Origin of the sequence: Shewanella aquimarina (assembly GCF_023349185.1) — a bacterium.
GTDB classification, from domain to species: Bacteria; Pseudomonadota; Gammaproteobacteria; order Enterobacterales; family Shewanellaceae; genus Shewanella; species Shewanella aquimarina.
The window spans coordinates 123826-146038 of the sequence record NZ_JAKIKY010000006.1 but is presented as its reverse complement, the minus strand read 5'-3'; the positions used below and the strand labels follow the sequence as shown (position 1 = coordinate 146038).

General features: G+C 52.0%; 24 protein-coding genes. 9 read left to right on the top strand and 15 right to left on the bottom strand.

Annotation, left to right across the window (positions count from 1 at the left end):
• Nucleotides 1-6: 6 nt before the first annotated feature.
• The gene (locus L2731_RS09365) at nt 7-1008 is read right to left on the bottom strand and encodes a DNA ligase (protein WP_249252839.1); all 1002 of its coding nucleotides are present in this window, start codon (nt 1006-1008) and stop codon (nt 7-9) included.
• A gap of 225 nt (nt 1009-1233) precedes the next feature.
• Between L2731_RS09365 and L2731_RS09360 the strand changes: the two genes are divergently transcribed.
• Nucleotides 1234-1605 (top strand): diacylglycerol kinase, encoded by a 372-nt coding sequence (locus L2731_RS09360; RefSeq protein ID WP_041511626.1) that lies wholly within the window; start codon nt 1234-1236, stop codon nt 1603-1605.
• Nucleotides 1606-1854: 249 nt separating this feature from the next.
• Nucleotides 1855-2727, top strand: coding sequence for a DUF481 domain-containing protein (locus tag L2731_RS09355; RefSeq protein WP_283165051.1), 873 nt, complete (start codon nt 1855-1857; stop codon nt 2725-2727).
• Nucleotides 2728-2923: 196 nt separating this feature from the next.
• Here L2731_RS09355 and L2731_RS09350 read toward each other — a convergent pair whose 3' ends face one another.
• On the bottom strand, nt 2924-4150 hold the full coding sequence (locus tag L2731_RS09350) for a nucleoside recognition domain-containing protein (RefSeq protein WP_249252837.1): 1227 nt from the start codon (nt 4148-4150) through the stop codon (nt 2924-2926).
• Between the two features lie 88 nt (nt 4151-4238).
• Between L2731_RS09350 and rsmF the strand changes: the two genes are divergently transcribed.
• Nucleotides 4239-5678: a 16S rRNA (cytosine(1407)-C(5))-methyltransferase RsmF gene (gene rsmF, locus L2731_RS09345; protein WP_249252836.1), complete on the top strand. Its 1440-nt coding sequence runs from the start codon at nt 4239-4241 to the stop codon at nt 5676-5678.
• Between the two features lie 298 nt (nt 5679-5976).
• Here rsmF and L2731_RS09340 read toward each other — a convergent pair whose 3' ends face one another.
• Genes L2731_RS09340 through apbC form a run of 9 tightly spaced genes read right to left on the bottom strand, consistent with a single transcriptional unit; the run spans nt 5977 to nt 12907 of the window.
• Entirely contained in the window at nt 5977-6759 is a 783-nt protein-coding gene (locus L2731_RS09340; RefSeq protein WP_249252835.1) for a TatD family hydrolase, read from the bottom strand.
• A gap of 44 nt (nt 6760-6803) precedes the next feature.
• A complete protein-coding gene (locus tag L2731_RS09335; protein ID WP_041511631.1) occupies nt 6804-7130 on the bottom strand; it encodes a PilZ domain-containing protein in 327 nt (108 codons plus the stop codon).
• A gap of 6 nt (nt 7131-7136) precedes the next feature.
• Nucleotides 7137-8054, bottom strand: coding sequence for a DNA polymerase III subunit delta' (gene holB / locus L2731_RS09330; RefSeq protein ID WP_041511632.1), 918 nt, complete (start codon nt 8052-8054; stop codon nt 7137-7139).
• A 14-nt stretch (nt 8055-8068) separates the two neighbouring features.
• Entirely contained in the window at nt 8069-8701 is a 633-nt protein-coding gene (gene tmk, locus L2731_RS09325; protein WP_249252834.1) for a dTMP kinase, read from the bottom strand.
• The gene (gene mltG / locus L2731_RS09320; RefSeq protein ID WP_249252832.1) at nt 8698-9705 is read right to left on the bottom strand and encodes an endolytic transglycosylase MltG; all 1008 of its coding nucleotides are present in this window, start codon (nt 9703-9705) and stop codon (nt 8698-8700) included. The genes tmk and mltG overlap by 4 nt, the downstream gene beginning before the upstream one ends.
• Nucleotides 9702-10535: an aminodeoxychorismate lyase gene (gene pabC / locus L2731_RS09315; protein WP_249252831.1), complete on the bottom strand. Its 834-nt coding sequence runs from the start codon at nt 10533-10535 to the stop codon at nt 9702-9704. The genes mltG and pabC overlap by 4 nt, the downstream gene beginning before the upstream one ends.
• A complete protein-coding gene (dcd, locus tag L2731_RS09310; protein WP_249252830.1) occupies nt 10535-11119 on the bottom strand; it encodes a dCTP deaminase in 585 nt (194 codons plus the stop codon). The genes pabC and dcd overlap by 1 nt, the downstream gene beginning before the upstream one ends.
• Before the next feature lie 27 nt (nt 11120-11146).
• Nucleotides 11147-11782: a uridine kinase gene (udk, locus tag L2731_RS09305; protein ID WP_239850233.1), complete on the bottom strand. Its 636-nt coding sequence runs from the start codon at nt 11780-11782 to the stop codon at nt 11147-11149.
• Nucleotides 11783-11794: 12 nt separating this feature from the next.
• Complete coding sequence (gene apbC, locus L2731_RS09300) at nt 11795-12907, bottom strand: iron-sulfur cluster carrier protein ApbC (RefSeq protein WP_239850232.1); 1113 nt, start codon at nt 12905-12907, stop codon at nt 11795-11797.
• Between the two features lie 159 nt (nt 12908-13066).
• Here apbC and metG point away from each other — a divergent pair, with 159 nt between their 5' ends.
• Entirely contained in the window at nt 13067-15088 is a 2022-nt protein-coding gene (gene metG, locus L2731_RS09295; protein WP_249252829.1) for a methionine--tRNA ligase, read from the top strand.
• A gap of 91 nt (nt 15089-15179) precedes the next feature.
• On the opposite strand, the gene L2731_RS09290 is transcribed toward metG, so the two are convergent.
• Nucleotides 15180-15932 carry a Nif3-like dinuclear metal center hexameric protein gene (locus L2731_RS09290; RefSeq protein ID WP_249252828.1) on the bottom strand — a complete coding sequence of 251 codons (753 nt, stop codon included), beginning with the start codon at nt 15930-15932 and terminating at the stop codon, nt 15180-15182.
• Nucleotides 15933-16143: 211 nt separating this feature from the next.
• Between L2731_RS09290 and L2731_RS09285 the strand changes: the two genes are divergently transcribed.
• Nucleotides 16144-16503 (top strand): hypothetical protein, encoded by a 360-nt coding sequence (locus tag L2731_RS09285; protein ID WP_239850229.1) that lies wholly within the window; start codon nt 16144-16146, stop codon nt 16501-16503.
• Nucleotides 16504-16583: 80 nt separating this feature from the next.
• Here L2731_RS09285 and L2731_RS09280 read toward each other — a convergent pair whose 3' ends face one another.
• Complete coding sequence (locus L2731_RS09280; protein ID WP_249252827.1) at nt 16584-17075, bottom strand: outer membrane lipoprotein; 492 nt, start codon at nt 17073-17075, stop codon at nt 16584-16586.
• A gap of 52 nt (nt 17076-17127) precedes the next feature.
• Between L2731_RS09280 and aat the strand changes: the two genes are divergently transcribed.
• The 3 genes from aat (at nt 17128) to infA (ending at nt 18881) form a co-directional block, all read left to right on the top strand.
• Nucleotides 17128-17838 (top strand): leucyl/phenylalanyl-tRNA--protein transferase, encoded by a 711-nt coding sequence (gene aat, locus L2731_RS09275; RefSeq protein ID WP_249252826.1) that lies wholly within the window; start codon nt 17128-17130, stop codon nt 17836-17838.
• Nucleotides 17828-18532 carry an arginyltransferase gene (locus L2731_RS09270; protein ID WP_249252825.1) on the top strand — a complete coding sequence of 235 codons (705 nt, stop codon included), beginning with the start codon at nt 17828-17830 and terminating at the stop codon, nt 18530-18532. Before aat ends, L2731_RS09270 begins: the two co-directional genes overlap by 11 nt.
• Before the next feature lie 130 nt (nt 18533-18662).
• A complete protein-coding gene (gene infA / locus L2731_RS09265; protein ID WP_011865366.1) occupies nt 18663-18881 on the top strand; it encodes a translation initiation factor IF-1 in 219 nt (72 codons plus the stop codon).
• A gap of 155 nt (nt 18882-19036) precedes the next feature.
• On the opposite strand, the gene clpA is transcribed toward infA, so the two are convergent.
• Complete coding sequence (clpA, locus tag L2731_RS09260) at nt 19037-21295, bottom strand: ATP-dependent Clp protease ATP-binding subunit ClpA (protein WP_249252824.1); 2259 nt, start codon at nt 21293-21295, stop codon at nt 19037-19039.
• A gap of 35 nt (nt 21296-21330) precedes the next feature.
• Entirely contained in the window at nt 21331-21639 is a 309-nt protein-coding gene (gene clpS, locus L2731_RS09255; RefSeq protein WP_011865364.1) for an ATP-dependent Clp protease adapter ClpS, read from the bottom strand.
• 244 nt (nt 21640-21883) lie between these two features.
• Between clpS and cspD the strand changes: the two genes are divergently transcribed.
• Complete coding sequence (cspD, locus tag L2731_RS09250) at nt 21884-22090, top strand: cold shock domain-containing protein CspD (protein WP_011865363.1); 207 nt, start codon at nt 21884-21886, stop codon at nt 22088-22090.
• Nucleotides 22091-22213: the final 123 nt, after the last annotated feature.

Below are 22213 nucleotides of genomic sequence, written 5' to 3'. Positions count from 1 at the left end.
CGCTTTTTAAAGCGGCTCTCGTTGCCGTAAGAAGCTGGCAAATCTGGGCACGCCATTATGGGTCAGACCATAATACTTGTAGGTTACCATGCTGCCAATGGCCGGAGGATGGCGACGCTGCTCATCTGTAAAACCTGTCCCCAGCTTAAAACGTATGCCTTCTGGTGTCTCGACCTCCAACGCGCCCATCATCCCCTGATATTTTCCTTTGCCCGCAAGATAGGCGATCACCTTGGCTTCGGCATCTTGATAGCGCTTGAGCTTCACCAAATCACTATTACGCCCGGCGTAGTAATGGGCATCTTGGTGATGTAGCATCAAACCCTCGGCGCCCTGGGCCACCCACTCGCCCAACGCGGCATTCAACCTCTGCCTATCTTGAATGTGCCACTGGGGAATAATTTGCAAAAACGGCGACAGGTTAGCATAACGCTTGACGGCTAAGGCGTAACGCTCGCCAAAGGGGCTATCTATGGCAGGATAGTCGAAGACCATAAACTGAACGGCGCGCCAACGCGCCGGGTCGGCATCTTTATCACGCACCAAGGCTGAGATGGCTTCAAACTGCTGACGGCCGATCCACAGCTCACCATCTAAGGGGTCCGTAGGAAAGCCTTTGGTAAACCAAGCAGGCAAGTTAATAGGCTGACCGGAGCGGGTAAGCATACGTGTGCCGGTCCAGCGTCCCCTGACGCCATCGAACTTTTCGCTCACCAGATACTCAGATATAGGCCGGTCGGCCTCTAGGCTACCGGCCAATTGCAGGTCGGGCAGTTGCCGGCGCGTCAGCTTCGGACGTTTTGAGCTCAGCTGGTTGGCCTCGACAACTAAGGAGCCTACCGTGCCGGGGGACTTAGCCGGGTTAGTCGGGCTAGTTGGGCTCGCTGACTTATCGGGTTTATCGATATTAGGCAACTCGCTGATTTCGGCGGCCACCGCCATTGACGATAGCCAACTCAGGAACAAGACGATACTGCCGACCGCTATAGACCTGTTGTGACACAACATAGGCTCCTCCTTGAGCAACATGATGATAGCTAAGCGGTAAGTTTAGCTCAAAGCCCTTCATGCAGATGTTATGGTGGTAACTAGAGTGTTATACTGGCGCGCAATTTGTAGCTAGCCTGCCGGCGCCCGAGCAAGGCAAGCAGAGAGACTAAAACGATACTAATGCATTACAAATGCAATACTAATGCGATTCTATCGCGATACTAACGAAAGAAATGGACACCTATGAAACCGGAAAATAACCACGGTATTAAACGCATCTTCAGAGCGACAGGTTTCTCTATGCAGGGCCTTAAGCTCGCCTGGCAATCTGAGGCCGCCTTTCGCCAAGAGTTAATCTTGGTCCTCTTCATGCTACCAATAGCCCTGTTGGTAGACGTGCCTATGGTTGAACGCATCCTGCTCATCATGACGCTGATGATAGTGTTAATCGTCGAGCTACTTAACTCGGCCATCGAGGCTGTGGTCGATCGTATTGGCCACGAGATCCACCCCCTCAGCGGACAGGCAAAAGATATCGCCTCGGCGGCGGTCTTTATCGCGTTAGCCCTATGTGGCATCACCTGGCTACTTATCCTCTGGCCACTGTTTTTCTAACCAGCCAAAGACTGAATGATAAGGCTCTGGATAGACTATCGGGAGCCTTTTTATTTGTGTAATTCAGCTCTCAATATCAACAAAAATGCCGCAACCCTGACATTTTTTGATACAAATCATTCACAATTTTAAATATCCTGCTAGAATGGTAGCGTAGTAAAAACGTCTTACTAAATAAATCAATAACTTATAATAATTATTAATTGATAGAGGTTGTAGTTAGTGATTAAGTCGGTCGCCATATTTAGCTTGGGTCTCTTAAGTTCTTCGGTTTTTGCCGCAGGAGCTGCCAATTCCTATTCGGTATCAGCACCGGTAGAGCCCAGCGAGATCGTTCTAAAGCTCGGCGGTTTCTACTCAAACTCTAACTCCAGCATGGATGTCACCAATCCGGTTCTGGGTAATAATTTCAAGCTTGATTTCGAAGAAGACTTAGCATTGGAAGAGTCGCAGTTTCTGCCATTCTTCGAGGCTAGCTACCATTTCAACTCGCGCCACAGCATCTATTTCGACTGGAAACAGCTGCACCGTAATGCGGAAGTACAGAAACTTACCGTACCGTTTCAGGTCACCCTAGACGATCAGGTTTACGACATTCAGTCCGGTGCCCGTCTGGAGACCACGCTTAATATCGATATTGCACGCCTTGGCTATGGTTATAACTTCTATCAGGGGAATAACTTCAACCTAGGACTGTCTCTGGGCATCCATGCCATGTTTATCAAGACAGCATTTGACGGTGACATAGGTGTCTGTGCCAAGGGCGAAACGCTGCAACAGTGCGCTCAAACCGCCACGCCTAGAATTGTCGATGAAGAGGTTACTGCGCCTTTGCCGGATGTTGGCCTGTATGGCGACTATGAGTTCAGCCCTGGTTTCAAGTTCAACGCCCACGCACAGTATTTCTACATCAAACTCGATGATATCAGGGGCAGCCTGGTCGATATTCGCGCCGGTGTCGAAGCCGAGATCACCAAGAACTGGCACATGTCAGCGGCCTTTAACTACTACAAGGTCGACGTTGACTTTAAACACGGTATTGCCGATGAACTCAATGTGGCTGACTACAACCTGTACTACAGCTTTATCGGCCCTATGCTGTCGGTAAGCTATCGCTTCTGATTTTCTCAATATCGCCTTTATACGACGCTTAGTGCTTCTCGCCCTAAGCGAACGCTTACGTGACTTCTTAATCGCTCGAACTAACGTTTGGCTACCTGTATAGCAGCTTGCCTATCAATGGCTTTCCTACCCATGGCTTACCTCTCCATGCTCGCCTATCCATGCTTGTCTATGTACGAGTCCTTATCGGCACCAATCAACCATAAAACTGATAGCAGACCCAGATTGCGGCGCAGATCCCAGCAAGATCCGCAGTCAAACCACATACCAGGGCATGACGGCCGTTACGGATCCCCACGGCGCCGAAATAGACGGCCAGTACATAGAAGGTAGTCTCAGTACTTCCCTGCACCACCGCCGCCAAGCGGCCGGCAAATGAATCGACCCCGTAGTGTTGCATCGTCTCCAACATCATGGCGCGAGCGCCTGAGCCGCTAAAGGGTTTCATCAAGGCGGTTGGCAAAGCATCGACAAACCGAGTATCTCCGCCAAGCAGATTCACCAAGGCAGCGATGACGCCGAGTAGATAATCGAGCGCGCCCGAGGCTCGCAGCAAGGCGATGGCCAGCAACATGGCAAGTAAATAGGGGATCAGCTGCACCGCCTGGGTAAAGCCATCTTTGGCGCCGCCGACAAACTCATCATAGACAGCCACCTTACGCAGTCCAGCCACCAGGATAAAGCTGAAGATCAACAGCACCAAGATGCCGTTACCCAGGGCAGTGGAAAACTCGCCGATGGCTGTTACCGTCAAGGTCCCCAGATAAAATACTAGGGCCGATACCGCCGCCAGCATCAGGGCGCCATAACCGAGTAGGACGCTATTGAGTAAGGATATACGCTGGTAGATGGCCACGACCAATACCCCCACCAGCGTCGAGGCCGTGGTAGCCAACAAGATAGGCAGAAAGATATCCGCCGGTGATTCTGCGCCTTGTTGGGCGCGGTAGAGGAAGACGGTCACCGGTACTAAGGTGACCGAGGAGGTATTCAGCACCAAGAAGAGGATCTGGGCATTAGTGGCCACACTCTTCACCGGGTTCAGGCTCTGTAAATCTTGCATCGCCTTAAGCCCCAGCGGCGTCGCGGCGTTATCGAGCCCGAGCACATTGGCCGTCAGGTTCATGGTCACGCTGCCAAAGGCGGGATGGCCCCGGGGCACCTCGGGCATCAAACGGCTGAGCAGAGGCTCGAACAGACGAGCAAAGACGCCGACAACGCCAGCCTTCTCACCCACTCTCATCAGCCCCATCCATAGCGAAAGCACGCCGATCAGCCCCAAGGCTATTTCGGCGGCCAACTTAGCGCTGGTAAACAGGGCATCGACCACGGCAGATAAAATCTGCCACTGCCCCTGAAACAGACTAATGCTAATAGCGACTAAGGCGGCGACAAAAAAGGCAAACCAAACGCGATTTAACACCCGAGACTCCTTTCACCCCAAGCTTTGCTCAAGGCCCGATAATGGATGTGATATACTGGCGACTAACGATATCTCTATTCTGTTACCTATGGTTCAACTAAATCAAAATTTTATCAATAGCATAGCGAAAGATATGCCGGATCATCTCTCGATGGACGAATTTATAAGCTATTGTGCCAAGCCTTTACGCCCCTCCATTCGAGTCAATACCCTCAAGATAACGACCTCTGACTTTATCGCCATGATGAGCGCCAAAGGCTGGCAGTTTGAACCTATCCCCTGGTGTGAGGAAGGCTTCTGGGTCAAGGTGGATGACTCGATTCAGCTGGGTAACACGGTAGAGCATATTCAGGGGCTGTTTTATATTCAGGAGGCCAGCTCCATGCTGCCACCTAAAGCCTTATTTCCTGCCCCAATCGAGGATGCAGTCTCCCTGAGTCTGCTGGATATGGCCTCGGCGCCGGGGTCTAAGACCACCCAACTCGCCGCCATGATGAACAACCAAGGCTTGTTGGTTGCTAACGAGTACTCCTCCAGTCGGGTCAAGGTGCTACACGCCAATGTGCAGCGCATGGGTGCCAGTAATCTCGCCCTCACCCACTTCGATGCCAGGGTGTTTGGCGAGTATCTATTCGAGAGCTTCGATGCCATACTGCTCGACGCCCCCTGCGGCGGTGAAGGCACGGTGCGCAAAGACCCCGATGCCCTTAAACATTGGGATGCCGAGGAGATAGAGGCCATTGCCAGCGTGCAGCGCGACCTGATCGAGTCGGCCTTTCTCGCCCTCAAGCCGGGCGGCAGCCTGGTCTATTCCACCTGCACCCTCAATCGCCGCGAGAATCAGGATGTCTGCCTGCACCTCAAGGCCACCTATGGCGACGCGGTGCAGTTTGAATCCCTTGCCGACCTCTTCCCGGGTGCCGACAAAGCCTGTACCGACGAAGGCTTCCTCCATATCTGGCCACAGATCTTCGACAGCGAAGGCTTCTTCATCGCCAAGCTGACCAAGCTTGCAGAGGTTCCCAGAAATACAGAAGAGCCGCGCAAACAGAAAAACTTTCCCTTTACCCCGATCGATAGGAAGTCTCGCCAGGCCCTTTGCGACTATTTCGAGACGAGTTTCGGCATCAAACTCGACGGCCAGGGAATCTTGATGCAGAGGGACGATGAGTACTGGTTGTTCCCCAGTAATGTCGAGCCGCTCATCGGCAAGATTCGCTTTCAGCGCATCGGCGTCAAGCTAGCCGACGCTCTGAAGAAAGGCTTCAAACCTAGACACGAGGCGGTGATGGCACTGGCCGACAGGTCACGAGGGATCCGGCTTGATGAAGCTCAGGCGATTCAATACCTGATGGGACGGGACATAGGATTAACCACAAAAGAGAAGCCTCAGGGCGAGCAGCTGGTCAGCTACCAGGGGGCTCACTTAGGCCTAGTGAAACACCTGGGCAATAAACTCAAGAACAGCCTGCCTCGTGACTTGGTACGGGATAAAATCTGCTCATCCTCTACCATTGCAGTGGATTAAGCGGGCATTGATGAAGATCTAAGCAAAAGCCACCCATTTAGAGCGAGTGGCTTTTATTAACATTTTGTTACATTTTAATTTAAGATTTGCCTAGACGAACCCGGCAGTGAGGTGGAGTTTGACTACACTATAAGCCTGAGACAAATTCGAGGCAATCTCAAACAGTAGCGCACGGCTCTGCAAAGAGCCATTCCCCTAGACCCAGAACAATTGGAATAGTTTTGGGTCTTTTTTTGTCTGTTTCTCTTAGCTTTTTAACTCTTCTTTTAAATACTACCAAAGCGGCAAGGCATTAAGCTTAGGCCAGTTTGATCGCGTCTTTAAACAGCCTAAAGAAGTTGTCGCCTGTATATTGAGCTAGTTCTTCATACTTCTCGCCACGCAGCTCGGCAACAAATTCCGCCACATCCCTCACAAAGGCAGGTTGATTCTCTTCGCCGCGATGAGGCACAGGCGCAAGATAAGGCGCATCGGTTTCCACTAAGAGTCTGTCTCTTGGCACCTTGCGGATCACCGAGCGTAACTCTCCGGCATTCTTAAAAGTTACTATGCCTGATACTGAAATATAGAAACCCAAGTCTATGGCGGCCTTCGCCATCTCCCAGTTTTCGGTGAAGCAATGCAGCACGCCCCCCACCTTATCGGCTTGACCGGCCTTAAGCATGGCGATGGTATCTTCTCGGGCATCTCGGGTATGAACGATCAGTGGCTTATCCACCTCAACCGCCAGGGCGATCTGCTGCTCGAAGCATTGCTGTTGCAGCGCCTTAGTCTCGCCCGAATAGTAATAATCCAGGCCAGTCTCACCGATGGCGATCACCTTAGGGTCTCGCAGATAGCTGTGCAGCTGCTTTGTATCCAGCCCCTCCTGCACATCCAGCGGATGCACGCCCGCCGACAGAAATACCTGGTCGAACGCCGCCATTTTCGCCTGCATAGACGCAAAACCTTGCTGGCGCACGTTGACGCACAGGAAATACTCCACGCCGCGATCCTTGGCTTGGGCTAGCAATGTTTTCAACGAATCTTGATCGGGCGCCGCTTTAAGGCGATCGAGATGGCAATGGGAATCGATAAGCACGCAAAAATCCTAAGTCACTACAAAAGGAGGCAAAGGATAGCTATCTACATGGTGCAGGTCAAATCGCCTGAGGCGAGTTCACGGGAAAGTAGGTTTTCAATATGATGTTTATGGGTTGAGGCATCGGTAATGATCTTCACCCCGATACCTGCCGGTCGCCCACCCGATGCCCCCAGGGGGTTGATCCACACCACTAGGCCTTGAAACTCATGACGCACGGTCGAACCCGGCAGTTGATAGGCGATGGTAAGCTCTTGTCCTAGATAGTGGCTTTCGGTGGTCGCCACAAACAGGCCCGCGGGCTGAATAAATGGCATGTAGGCTCTATATAGCTGATGTAATGTATCAAAATTAACCACGAGATCGACCATATTATTTTAACTTGTTGTTAGCGACTGATACTCTAAGATAAACGACTGAAAAACAGCCATAAAATTCACATTAGGCATCATACTCAGGCTATGATACGTGTCCATGACCTTGGCTGCAAATTTTGTTATCTTGATGTTAATTAATGCATCAGCATTTTTCTGCTTCACCAGTTTTTGTCGCAAGACAACATACAAAACTTTAAGTGCATCAGAAACTTGCTTTTCATCTATATTAGTTAAGTTAGCACACAGGTGCCCAGACGACAAACTTTGCACCCAGGCTTTTCTCAGACCGATCAAGGCCTCGTATCGTCCATCATTTAAGGCAATAAGCAGATCCACAGGCCCACCGACAACCGGCAGACACCAGGTCACATCGCTGCTCAAAGTAAACTGTGCAGCCAGCCAGTCTTGCACCGCTTCGCGGCTCGGTAGCTGGCAATGCAGGCGCTGACAACGACTGCTGATGGTGGCCATCAAACGGCTTGGGGTATCACTCTGCAGCAACAGCAGCGTCCCCTTGCCCGGCTCCTCCAGGGTTTTGAGTAGCGCATTGGCCGCCGCGGTATTGAGTCGCTCACAGTTCTTAATCACGGCGACCCGCCTGCCCCCCTGCTGGGCGGTGGCTGTCAATTTCTGGCACAGTTCCCTGACTTGGTCCACCTTGATCTGATTGCCGTCGGCCTCGACGAAATAACAATCTGGATGGTTACCTGCGATAAACAGCTGACAGCTCTTACAGACACCGCAGCCACCACTTTGGGTCGGCGACATACACAGACTGGCCTGGGCCAAGGTTTCAGCCAGCTGCATGCCGCCATAGCCCTGGTGGATCCCCAAGAGGTAGGCATGTCCCTGCTGACCAGTCATCAACTGACCACAGAAAGATTCACGAACTGGCGTTAACCAAGGTAGCTCCATCATCAAATCCGCCGTTGTTATGACCAATCTTGTTGCTGCAACACGGCCAGAATCTCTTTATGCACCTCGGCCATGGTCTGACTGGCATCGATCACTTTGATAGTGTCGTCTTGCTCGGCCAGTTGCAGGTAAGTTGCCCTGGCGCGCTCGAAAAAGCTCAGTGCCTGCTGCTCGATTCTATCCAGTTCGCCTCTGTCTCGGGCGCGCTGCAAGCCAAGTTGAGGATCGATATCTAAGTACAGGGTCAGATCGGGTTTAAAGTCTTTTAGTGTCGCCTGACTCACCGCCTCGACCAGAGGCATGAGTTGACGTCCGCCACCTTGATAAGCCAGAGAAGAGAGGTTGTGACGATCGCCTAACACCCAGTTGCCCTGAGCCAATGCTGGTTTAATCACGTTAGCCACCAGCTGCGCCCTGGCCGCATAGATGAGCAAACACTCAGACTCATCACACAGGGGATCGCTAGGGTCGGCAATCTTTACCAGATCCCTAATTCGCTCGGCGAGAGGCGTGCCTCCGGGCTCACGGGTACACACGGGCGCCTGACCGGTATGCTTCTCGATAAAATCTCTTACCAGGGCAATGGCACTCGACTTGCCCGCCCCTTCCAATCCTTCGATAACGATAAATTTCGCGCTGTTTTGCTTCATCGATTTCTCTGATACTTGTCTACAGCACGATTGTGCTCGGTTAATGTTTTAGAAAAAATATGGCTGCCGTCATTCTTCGACACGAAATAGAGGTAGTCGACATCGGCCGGACGCGCCGCCGCCATCAAGGATGCTCCGCTCGGGGCCGCAATGGGGGTCGGCGTCAGGCCATGAATGCGATAGGTGTTATAGGGGGTCTGCTCGCGCAGATCTTTACGGGTAATGTTGCCCTGATAACGCTCTCCCATGCCATAGATCACAGTAGGATCTGTCTGCAGACGCATCCCCTTACGTAACCTATTGGTAAAGACCGCCGAGATCCAGGGGCGCTCGCTGGCCTTGCCTGTCTCTTTCTCGATGATCGAGGCCATGGTCAGCAACTCATAGGGGCTCTTGAGCGGGATGCTCTGATCGCGCTCTTGCCAGGCCCTATCTAGCTCCTGCTGCATTTTCTGATAGCTCTGCTGCAGGATCACCTTAACCGAATCACCATTGCCATAGTGGTAAGTGTCGGGATAAAACTTGCCCTCGGGCAGCTTAGACTCATCGCCATTATCCTCCAGCACCTGCATAAAGGCCTCATCCTGCCATTTCAGGCGCGGTAACTGTTTGAGCTGCTCGCGCCACTCTTTAATGCTCTGGCCTTCAACGAGCGTCACGGTAAAGACCATCTCCTTGCCCTGACGAAGCTTTTCGAGTAGCTCCACCACAGTGTCGTTGGGGGAGAGTTGATATAGTCCGCTGCGGATCTTGGCAAGCTCAGGGCGCAGCCTAACCAGCAACTTAAGTTTCCAAAGCTCATCCACAGCGCCGGTTTGCGCCAAGGCGGTGGCCATCTGTGAAAAGGAGGTGCCGCGTGCCAACTCAAACTCGACGGGCGCATCCAGCTTGAGTTGTGCCTGGCCGTAGCTCACCACGCTCTGATAGACCCAATAGAGGCCAATCGCACTCACGGTAAGTAAGGTAAAGAGTGTGGCAAGCACACCTATGATCATTTTTTTCATAAAGTTAGTTTTAGATCGTGCAGCAATTGGGCTAGCAGTGGGCTGTGGCTAAAGCTATGCTCTGCGATGCCCGTCACGGCGACCGCACCAAACAGGCTATTACTGGCCAAGAGGTGGTCAAAATGAGCTAGCTCGCGAGGTAAGACGCTGCGCACTTCAAGATTAAAGCCTGCCTCAACAAACCACAGCATCAACTGCTCGCGCATCACACCAGCCACCCCGGCCTGATCCAGACTCGGCGTAACTATGGTGCGGCCCTTTATAAAGAAGAGGTTGGCCATGGAGGCCTCTATGATGTTACCGGCCGTGTCGCAGACCAACCAGTCATCATAGCCCTCACTCAGTGATTGACGGCGAATCAACACCTGCTCGAGACGGTTAAGATGTTTGATGCCGGCAAGCAGCGGCTGCCGGGCCAGGCTTACCTGACTCATCTGTAGCCTGATCCCCTGAGTCTGCCAATCACTATAGTGACTTGGGAGCTCGTGAAGTGAGATCACCTCAGTCAGCGTTGGCGCAGCAGGCGGTAGGTATCCACGTCCACCACAGCCTCTACTAATGAGTAACTTGAGGCAATAATCCTGTGAAAAGGCACTGGCACCTTGCGCGCAAGCCTCGGCTAGCCGTTGGCGCAGCGAGTCGTCATCTAGCGTTGGCAAGCCTAACCTGGCGGCGCCTTGGGCTAAACGCGACAGCTGACTGTCAAGGAAGCGCACCTCATTGCCACTGCAACGCATGGTGGCAAACAGGCCGTCGCCATAGGCGAGTCCCCTATCGAACGCCGAAACACTGTCCTCTTGCTGACCGTTTACCCAGATAGCCTTCGACATCACTTGTCCTGGCTAATGCGGCTGGCAAGGGCTTCTTGCTGATCCCTATATTTAGCGCTCTCGCGCTGATTATAGGGGCGCGCCACGGGCGAACTTAGGCGCTCGAAGTTGAGGGCACCTATGGTCATCATGGGCTTCAAGGCCAGGGGGAGCTTGCCGCTGTTGTAGAACTCAAGCACTATCTTTCCCTGCCAGCCTGGGTCGATACGATGAGCCGTGACATGCACCATGAGCCCGAGCCTTGCCAGGGAGGAGCGACCATCCAACCAGCCAACGATGTCGGCAGGCAGGGTCAGGCTCTCATGGGTCACCGCCAACGCCAGCTCACCCGGGTGGAGGAAAAACGCCTCCCCTTCCGGGATCACTATCTTGTCGCTCATCACCCTGTCTAGCGCCGCCTGTACCTCGGCCTTAGGACCGCTGAGATCGATATAGGGCGCCGTATGGTCTTGAAAGACGCGGAACTGATCGCCGAGTTTAATATCGACGCTGACACCGTTGATGGCATCATTGCTCGGACGAGGCTCAAGGATAATAGACCCATCGTCCAGACATGCTTCAATCTCTAAATCAGTTAAACGCATCTCAGCCAAACTCCCCGTAAACAGCGATTATTTTGCTAAAAGGTGCTGAATTCTCGCCTTTAATATATCGGTTGCGATGCGGTTTTTACCACCCCGCGGCACGATAATATCGGCGTATTGCTTTGAAGGATCAATAAATTGCAGGAACATAGGACGCACCGTCTGAGTGTACTGCTGCATCACAGACTCCATGGTACGGCCACGTTCGGCCACATCGCGGGTCAGGCGGCGCATGAAACAGATATCCAGTGGCGTATCCATGAAGACGCTCGCATCCATCTGCTCGCGCAGATTAGGATCTGTCAGTAGCAAGATCCCCTCGAGAATGATCACCTTCTTTGGCGTCATGGTGACTGTCTCGGCCATACGGGTATGCTCGGTGTAACTGTATTGCGGGATCTCCACCGACTCACCATTCTTTAGGGCGCTAAGGTGTTCACACAGTAGCTGATGATCCAGTGCCTTAGGGTGATCGTAATTCGTCAGGACACGCTGGTCCATCGACAAGTGGCTCTGATCCTTATAGTAGGCATCCTCGGCGATAACCCCTATCTGATCTGTGCCTAGATCACGACATAGCTCCTCGAAAATCGTCTTCGCGATTAGGCTCTTACCCGATGCCGATGCCCCTGCGATACCAATTATGACACATTGCGAATTCATGCTTTGTAAACCTTACTCATCATCTGAAATTGAAATAGATACGACACTCTGTGTCTGGCTCAGGGCAAGTTGTGCCCCCACCTTTCTGGCGATCTCCTTATACAACAAGGCCACCTGGCTCTCACCATCCGCCACTACGCTCGGCGTGCCTCTATCCACATCCTCGCGGATATTAAGTTGCAGCGGTAACTGCCCCAATAGTGGTACATTATAACGCGCTGCCATCTTAAGGCCGCCATCCTCACCGAAGAGGTGCTCCTTATGACCACAGTCGCTACAAATATGGAAACTCATGTTCTCGACAATCCCTAATACGGGAATGTTGACCTTTTGGAACATGCTGATCCCCTTCTTGGCATCGGCCAGGGCGATATCTTGCGGGGTGGTCACTACCACGGCGCCGCTTACAGGCACCTTCTGTGACAGGGTCAGCTGAATGTCGCCAGTGCCCGGTGGCATGTCGATCACCAGGTAATCCAGCTCGGGCCACAAGGTCTCATTAAGCAGCTGCGCCAGTGCGCCCGCCGCCATTGGGCCGCGCCATACGGCGGCCTCATCACCACTGACGATAAAACCGATAGACTGGGCGGCGATACCATGGGCCTCAGCCGCGGTCATCATCTTGCCGTCTGGTGAAACAGGGTTAAAATTGGGGACACCCAGCATTAAAGGAATAGAGGGGCCATAGATATCGGCATCGAGAATGCCAACCTTGGCGCCTTCTGCCGCGAGCGCCAGCGCCAGGTTAACCGAGGTGGTCGATTTGCCCACACCGCCCTTGCCCGAGGCAACGGCAATCACTTGCTTCACATTGGGTAGCGGCTCGACGGCGCCGGCCGAGATCACCGCGGGTTGGAAATCGATTTCACACTCGACCTCATCGATGGCATCGAGTACCGCCAGCTTGTTGGTGATTGCCATTACCGTATCGCGATACTGGCTCTGACAGGGATAGGGGTAACACAGCCCGAGTTGCAATCGCTTGCCTTCAATATCCAGCTTGGTGACACAACCTGCGCTGACGAGACCTTGCATTAAATAGGGGTCTTGATGGGCATCTAAAATGGCCAAAACCGGACCGAGCAGATCATCATGAAGATGATAATTCTGAGACGCTGAAGACAAAACGACTACCTCCAAAAATAAATTTGGCTAAGTGTATCAGAAAAACTCCTCATATTCGGATAGATTTAGTTCACTTAAAGCAGGTTTTGATGAAACTTTAGCGATGATCGGTTAGTATCTATGCCATTCTTTTTGGGCACTTACTGATTTAGAGACAAGATGGCAACTTCACAACGTAAAATTCTCGTGACCAGCGCACTTCCGTACGCTAATGGCCCCATTCATTTAGGTCACATGCTTGAATATATTCAAACCGATATCTGGGCGCGTTTTCAAAAGCTACGCGGCCACGAGTGTCACTATATCTGTGCAGACGATGCCCACGGCACGCCCATCATGCTTAAGGCACAGCAACTCGGCATGGCGCCAGAGGAGATGATCGCTCAGGTACAGAAAGAGCATCAGCAGGATTTTGCCGACTTTAATATTCAGTTCGATAATTTCCACAGCACCCACAGCGACGAGAACCGTGAGCTGGCGAGCGAGATCTATCTCAAGCTTCGCGATGGCGGCTATATCAAGTCTAAGACCATCTCTCAGCTGTTCGACCCAGAAAAGTCTATGTTCCTGCCGGATCGCTTCGTTAAGGGCACCTGCCCTAAGTGTAAGTCTGTGGATCAATATGGCGACAACTGTGACAGCTGCGGCGCAACCTACAGCCCGACGGATCTGATCGATCCTAAGTCGGCGGTATCCGGTGCCACACCTGTGATGAAGGAGACAGAACACTTCTTCTTCGACCTGCCTGCCTTCGAAGAGATGTTGAAAGAGTGGACCCGTTCAGGTTCCCTGCAACAAGAGATGGCGAACAAGCTGGGCGAATGGTTCGAACAAGGCCTGCAGCAGTGGGACATCACCCGTGATGCACCTTACTTTGGTTTCGAGATCCCCGATGCACCGGGTAAGTTCTTCTACGTCTGGCTGGACGCCCCTATCGGTTACATGGGCTCGTTCAAGAACCTGTGTAACAAGCGCGGCGACCTTAACTTCGACGAGTTCTGGGCCAAAGACTCTACCGCCGAGGTATACCACTTCATCGGAAAAGATATCGTCTACTTCCACAGCCTCTTCTGGCCAGCCATGCTCGAAGGCGCGGGTTTCCGTAAGCCAAACAGCGTGTATGCCCACGGCTATGTGACGGTAAATGGCGCCAAGATGTCAAAGTCTAAGGGTACCTTCATCAAGGCCAGAACCTATCTGGATAACTTAAATCCTGAGTACCTGCGTTACTACTACGCCGCCAAGCTCAGCAGCCGCATCGACGATCTCGACCTGAACCTGGAAGACTTCGCCCAGCGCGTCAACTCAGATCTCGTCGGTAAACTGGTTAACCTCGCCTCTCGCACTGCTGGCTTTATCAGCAAGCGCTTCGATGGCAAGCTGGCCAAGGTAGCCGATAATAGCCTGAGCGAGACCTTCCTCGCCAAGGCTGATGCTATTGCCGAGTTTTACGAGACTCGCGAATTTGGCAAGGCGATGCGTGAGATCATGGCCCTAGCCGATATCGCCAACGCCTATGTGGCCGATGCCGCGCCATGGCAGCTGGTGAAGCAGGAAGATAAGCAAGAAGAAGCCCATCAGGTATGTAGCAATGCACTGAATCTGTTCCGTATTCTGGTGACCTACCTCAAGCCTGTGCTGCCAAAACTGGCCCAGGATGTTGAAGCCTTCCTACAACTTGAGCTGACCTGGAATGATCTGGCCAAGGATCTGAGCGGCCATGAAATCGCGCCGTTCAAGGCCTTGATGCAACGTGTCGAGATGAAAAACATCGAAGCCATCATCGAAGCGTCTACCGAAAACCTGCAGGTCGCCGAGGCGCCAAAGAGCCAGCTGGCTCTCGACCCGATCAGCGAAGAGATCGGCTTCGATGACTTTGCCAAGTTAGATCTGCGTATTGCCCGCATCGCCAAGGCGGAACATGTGCCAGAAGCCAACAAGCTACTCAAGCTTCAGCTGGATCTGGGCGGCGAGACTAAACAGGTGTTTGCCGGTATCAAGTCTGCCTACGCACCAGAAGATCTGGAAGGCAAGCTGACCGTGATGGTGGCCAACCTGGCGCCACGTAAGATGCGTTTCGGCATGTCTGAAGGCATGGTGCTGGCCGCGGGGCCGGGTAAGAAAGATCTATGGATCCTGGAGCCCCATGAAGGCGCGCAGCCTGGCATGCGCGTTAAATAAGTCGCTATCCAGGTAATCGGTTGTGTACCGATATGACAAAAAAGGCCGCTACTAGCGGCCTTTTCTTTTAGCGACTCAACTAAAAGATGCGTTACACAGGATTGTCGATATCCACAAAATGGTGAGTCAGGCCAAACTCGTTAGCCAGGTGTTCACCCAATGCCCTGATGCCGAACCTTTCCGTGGCGTGATGGCCTGCGGCATAATAGTGAATATCCTGTTCAACTGCACTGTGGAAGGTACGCTCAGACACCTCGCCACTGATAAAGGCATCAACGCCCAGTTCGACGGCGATATCGATATAATCTTGTGCTCCGCCGCTACACCAGGCCAGGCGATGAATCGGCTTGTTGCTCTCACCCAGGTGTAATGCCTGACGGCCCAGAACGCCCGCCAAGTGCTCGGCAAACGCACTCGGCGCCATAGGCTCATCGAGACGTCCCTGCCAGACCAGCCCCTGGGCGACCCCTTCAACCGATTCGGCATCTATGATCCCAAGCTCGCGAGCCAACTCCGCGTTGTTACCCAGCATAGGGTGACCATCTAACGGCAGATGGTAACCAAAGAGGTTAATATCATTGGTGATCAGCGACTTGATTCGGCGATACTTCATGCCGGTAATGGGTTCAGGCTCTCCCTTCCAGAAGAAACCATGGTGCACCAGCAAGGCATCGGCTTTTAGCTCAACCGCCCTATCGATCAATGCCTGACAGGCGGTCACCCCAGTGACAATCGTCTTGATCCGCTCTTTACCCTCGACCTGGAGCCCGTTGGGGGCATAGTCCTTATAGTTGCCTACCTGCAGAAATTCCGTGAGGTATCGAGTCAATGCTGTGCGATTCATCTAAGCTCCTCATATGAATCAGATAACTTTGGCCGATTCCCCGTTCAAAAACGAAAAAAATGGCCGTGGCGATAGCGCCTAGTTTAGCCATATCTGGGCCTCAGTTCATAGAAATACGTTGAATTTCTGTGAAAATTGGACAATTCAGGCCTTTGGACTATAAAATTAGGCCAAACCTTCAATTACACATTAAAAGAAATAGGTTAATACTATGTCAAAGTTGACCAAAGAAGAGGTGATCAGCGCACTCGAGTCTGCATTGAGCAAGGCGCAGGGTAAGAGTGTTACTATCGAGCAGAAAGGAAGCTGGTATAAGATCGATGGTGGTAAGTCTCTTCGCTTTAGTGATTTAGAAGCTATGTTGGCTGAACAAGGTGAGCAAGCTCCAGTAGCTAAGGCACCGGCAAAAGCGGAAAAAGCAAAGGCTGCACCTAAGAAGGCCGCGCCTGCGAAAGCAGCCAAGTCTAAGGCGGAAGCAAAAGCCAGCAAGTCTACCTCTGGTGGCATGACACCGAAAGAACTATGGCGTGCTAAGCTGGCGGGTAAAGGACAGCTTCCTCGCGGCTTCTAACCAAGCAAGATGTTGTTATAAAAAAGGAGCCTCAGGGCTCCTTTTTTATTGAATATAACTCTGCAATAGCTACACGCCTGCTACATCGCCAGATCGACTCGCACGCCTCCCTGAAGATAAACCACGCGCACCTCGTCATCGACGTTAAAGATCATGCCGGGATCTAAGTCTTGGATCACCATCACCTCCTGGCCATCTTCATAACGTATCATCAGCTCGACCAACTTTAGTTGCTGATAATAGTCGCCGCCGGCACTGTGCCCTATACCGCCCCCTATCAGGGCGCCCAACACCGTAGCCACATCCTGACCGCTGCCGCCACCAAACTGATGGCCTATGACGCCACCGATCAGGGCACCACCAAAAGTACGCCAACCTTGGTTACGGTCTTCCACCAACTGAGTCTGAGTAATGTTACGTACCGAGGTGATATAACCATACTCTACCTTCTCGACAGGGACTGCTTGATTGCGCTCATAGGCCGCACTGGCACTAGTACTCAGTCCCAGGCTGGCAACCAAGATAAAAACTGACCAAATGAAGCGAAAGAGGCTGGGTGTAGGTTTCAACATAAGAGGTTTTCCGCTAACTTATAAAGAGGCCGATAACTAATTTTACGCAATTGTGAACTCACTGTCCTATTTAAATCATGAGCTGGCAAAGTTCCCTTCTCCGGAGTTTGCCCTGACCGATCCAAACGGACTCTTGGCCATCGGTGGCGATCTACACCCCAAACGCCTACTCAATGCCTACTATGAGGGGATTTTCCCCTGGTTTAACGAAAACGACCCTATCCTCTGGTGGTCGCCCGACCCTAGAGCCGTGTTCGTGCCCGGCGCGCTCAAGGTGAGTCGCAGCTTGAAACGTGATATTAAACGCCGTCAATGGCGCTTTAGCGTCAACCGTGCCTTTAATCAGGTGATAGAGCACTGTGCCCTCACCCGCCAAGGCAAGGAAGGCACCTGGATCACCTTAGAGATACAGCAGGCCTATAAGGCATTGCACCAATATAACAAGGCCCATTCGGTCGAGGTGTGGGACGGCGATAAACTCATTGGTGGCCTCTATGGGGTAGCGGTTGGCCAGGTATTTTGTGGCGAATCCATGTTTCACCTGCAAAGCAATGCCTCCAAGGCGGCTATGGCCATGTTGCATCAGCACCTGTTGTCACACAGGTACCGATTAATCGACGCCCAGGTCATGAATCCTCATCTGGCCTCACTGGGCGCCAAGGCGTTAAAACGAGCGGATTTCATCAATCTATTGAAGCGCTTTCGCGATACCGAGGTCGCCAGCGACGCCTGGCACCCACAAGAGGTGCAGATTGAACTCTAGATCCGACACCATACAGGTGGGTATGACACATACCTTCGACTGCAGTTACCTGCCCAATAAGCAGGAACAGCTATTGGTGCTGCAGGAGGAGTCGCTCGACTTGACCTTGTTTGAGAAACTGCTCGCTCTGGGATTTCGTCGTAGTGGTGAGACCATCTATAAGCCACATTGCCCACACTGTCAGGCCTGTCTGCCCATTCGCATTCCGGTCGATACCTTTATCCCGTCACGCCGCCAGAAACGCACCCTGAAACAGAACAGAGACGTAAGTTGGCACTTAGTCGACAACTGCACCGATGAGCACTATGCGCTCTATGACAGGTACATCAAGGCGCGCCACCATGACGGTCCCATGTATCCGCCTTCGAGAGAGCAGTACGATCATTTCGTGCAGTGTAGCTGGCACCCCCCAAAACTGTTGGAGCTTCGCCTGAACGACGAGCTGATTGGCGTGGCGATCACCGACCTCTTACCCAACAGCCTGTCGGCCATCTATAGCTTTTTTGCACCAGAGCTGGACAAACGCTCTCTGGGCTCTTTGATGATCCTGCTGCAGTGCGAACTTGCCAAGCAGATGCACAAGGAGTACCTCTACCTGGGTTATCAAATCCATGAGTCACGAAAAATGAATTATAAGACGGCCTACCATCCCTATGAGATATTGACCGCAAACGGTTGGCAACGCAGTGAATAAGCGCGCTTAATTAGAAAAAATAAAGCAAACAGATATTTGCCCAGATAACGAACACCTCTTTACAGAAGCGCTAATTTGCGGCATGATACGCCCGTTTTTAATATTTGAAGGCTAACAGGATAACTGATTAATGGCGAAAGAAGACAACATTGAGATGCAAGGCACTATTCTTGAAACCTTGCCAAATACAATGTTTCGAGTAGAGCTAGAGAATGGTCACGTAGTAATCGCCCATATCTCAGGCAAAATGCGTAAAAACTACATCCGTATTCTAACGGGTGACAAGGTCACTGTTCAGCTGACCCCTTATGATTTGAGCAAAGGGCGCATCGTCTTCCGTTCACGCTAATCGTTAGCTTGCGAATAATAAAAACCGGCAGTGCCGGTTTTTTTGTTCCTAATCGATAGCGACAATGGCAGAGACTGGCACCTACGCAGGATCTGACATATAGTCCAAATCATGAAAAAAGGCTGCAGATGCAGCCTTTTTATTACGTCTGTATATTATGCCTGTGTCAGCCGCTCCGACTGTTCGACCTTGATGGTCAACTTGTCGCCGTCGACATCCACATGGGCAATACCACCCTTCTCCAGCTTACCAAAGAGGATCTCATCGGCAAGTGGCCGCTTGATCATCTCGGTAACCACTCGAGCCATCGGCCGTGCCCCCATCGCCTTATCATAGCCCTTCTCGGCCAATAAGGTTCTGGCATCGTCGCTGACATCCAGCACCACAGATTTCTCATCCAGTTGCGCCTGTAGCTCGACCAGGAACTTGTCGACCACCTTGGCGATGACCGTCATATCCAGATGATTGAACCAGATGATCTCATCTAAGCGGTTTCTAAACTCAGGAGAGAAGACGCGATTGATCTCCGACAGCGCATCCTGGCTATGATCCTGCTGCTTAAAGCCGATAGATTTACGCACCGTCTCCTGAACACCCGCGTTGGTGGTCATCACCAGGGTTACGTGCCTAAAGTCCGCCTTGCGGCCATTGTTGTCGGTCAAGGTACCGTGGTCCATCACCTGAAGCAGTAGGTTATAGACATCGGGGTGAGCCTTTTCGATCTCATCGAGCAGCACCACGCAATGTGGGTTCTTGATCACCGCATCGGTTAACAAGCCGCCCTGATCGTAACCAACATAGCCTGGCGGTGCACCGATAAGGCGAGACACAGTGTGACTCTCCATATACTCGGACATGTCGAAGCGCACCAGCTTGAGGCTGAGACATGATGCCAGCTGGCTGGTCACCTCTGTCTTACCCACACCTGTCGGGCCTGCAAACAGGAAGCTCCCCACGGGCTTGTGGGCGCCGCTGAGGCCAGAGCGTGACAGGCGAATCGCCGAGCTTAAGGCTTCTATCGCCTTATCCTGACCAAACACCACCATCTTGAGATTGCGCTCGAGATTCTTCAGCATATCCTTGTCGGTTGCCGATACAGTCTTCTCAGGAATGCGCGCCATCTTGGCAATAATCGACTCGATCTCCGCCTGACCTATGGTTTTCTTGCGTTTACTGACCGGCTGCATCGCCATGCGCGCACCCGCCTCGTCGATCACATCGATCGCCTTATCCGGCAGATGCCTGTCATTAATATGTTTATCCGCCAAACGCGCCGCTACCGACAGGGCCGCTAGGGTATAACGCACCCCGTGATGCTCTTCGTACTTGCTCTTGAGGCCCTGCAGAATCTTGGTGGTTTCTGCCACCGAAGGCTCGTTAATATCGACCTTCTGGAAACGCCTTGCCAGGGCACGATCTTTCTCGAAGATGCTCTGATACTCCTGGAAAGTGGTCGAACCCATACAGCGAAGATGACCGCTAGATAGCAAGGGTTTTAGCAAGTTCGAGGCGTCCATCACGCCACCGGACGCAGCCCCTGCGCCGATAATGGTGTGGATCTCATCGATAAACAAGATAGCGTGTTTGTCTTGCGAGAGCTCTTTAAGCAGGCTCTTAAAGCGTTTCTCGAAGTCGCCACGGTATTTAGTACCCGCCAACAGGGCGCCGAGATCCAGCGAGTAAACGGTGGCGTCGGCCATCACCTCGGGCACCTCGTCGTTGACGATACGATAGGCGAGCCCCTCGGCGATCGCCGTCTTACCGACACCGGCCTCCCCCACCAGCAGCGGGTTATTCTTGCGACGACGACAGAGGATCTGAATCGAACGCTCGATTTCATCGCTGCGGCCGATCAGGGGATCTATGTTGCCCTTACGTGCCTCTTCATTCAGGTTTGCGGTAAATTGCGACAGCTTGCTACGCTCTTCCGATTCGCTGTGATCTTCAATCTGTTCGGGTTCCTGAGCATTATCCAGCTCATCACGCGCCACGCCATGGGAGATGTAATTCACCACATCCAGGCGGGTGATCTCGCCATTACGCAGCAGATAAACCGCCTGAGACTCCTGTTCACTGAATATGGCCACCAATACGTTGGCACCAGTGACTTCGTTACGCCCAGAGGATTGCACATGAAAGACGGCGCGCTGCAATACACGCTGAAAACCTAAAGTGGGCTGGGTTTCTCTGTCGTCGTTAGGATCGCTGATGATAGGTGTGGTCTGTTCGATGAAACTCGACACCTCTTCTCTTAACTTGTCGAGGTTTGCACCGCAGGCGAGCAGCGCCTCTTGCGCCGCTGGATTATCGATTAACGCCAATAGCAGATGCTCTACGGTCATGTATTCGTGTCGCGCGTCTCTGGCTTGTTGAAATGCCAGATTCAAGGTGACCTCTAAATCTTTATTTAACATAAGCACCCCCTAAAATAATCACAAAACTTCGATATTCAGGCTTTCTCTAATGAACACAGTAACGGATGTTGGTTTTGTCTTGCAAACTGATTTACCTGTGCGACCTTGGTTTCTGCAATGCCGAAAGGGAAAACGCCGCAAATTCCCTTACCCTGATGATGAATTGCCAACATGATATCTGTGGCTTCTTGTTCATTTTTATTAAAAAAGAGTTGTAACACCTCGATGACAAAGTCCATCGGGGTATAGTCATCGTTGTTTAAGATCACTTTGTACATCGAAGGCGGCATGAGTTCTGTTTCCGCACGCTCTTCAATATGCTCAATATTACCTACTTTACCCATATTTCAATATTAGCCTCTAGTTTTGGCTTCTTCCAAAAGTTGCTGACCAGCCGGGATAAACCTGTTACTCATCCGACCATTAGAACCAATTGCTGACGAATACAACGCAAATGTTGCCTTTTTGTTAAATTGGTCTTGACATCCGCTTTTACTGGTTTCATTCTGTTCAACGAGCGGTGAATTTACCCCGTCTCATAAGTTTTACTATCTTACTGGTCAGTAAACAACAGAAGGAAGTGGAAGTATGGCAAACGGAACTGTGAAATGGTTCAACAACGCCAAAGGATTCGGGTTTATCTGCCCTGAAGCTGGTGGTGAAGACGTTTTCGCACACTATTCTACCATTGAAATGGAAGGCTATCGAACTCTAAAAGCAGGCCAATCAGTCCAATTCGAGGTGGAACAGGGGCCTAAAGGGATGCACGCGTCAGCGATATCGCCCACTAAATAGTTAGTGGGACCAAAACAAAAAAGGCAGGGTTATCCCTGCCTTTTTTATTGCCTTTTTAAACGCTCACCAATATCTAATACCAATCACAGTAAATATGTGATCAGAAATAGCGCAGGAAAAACG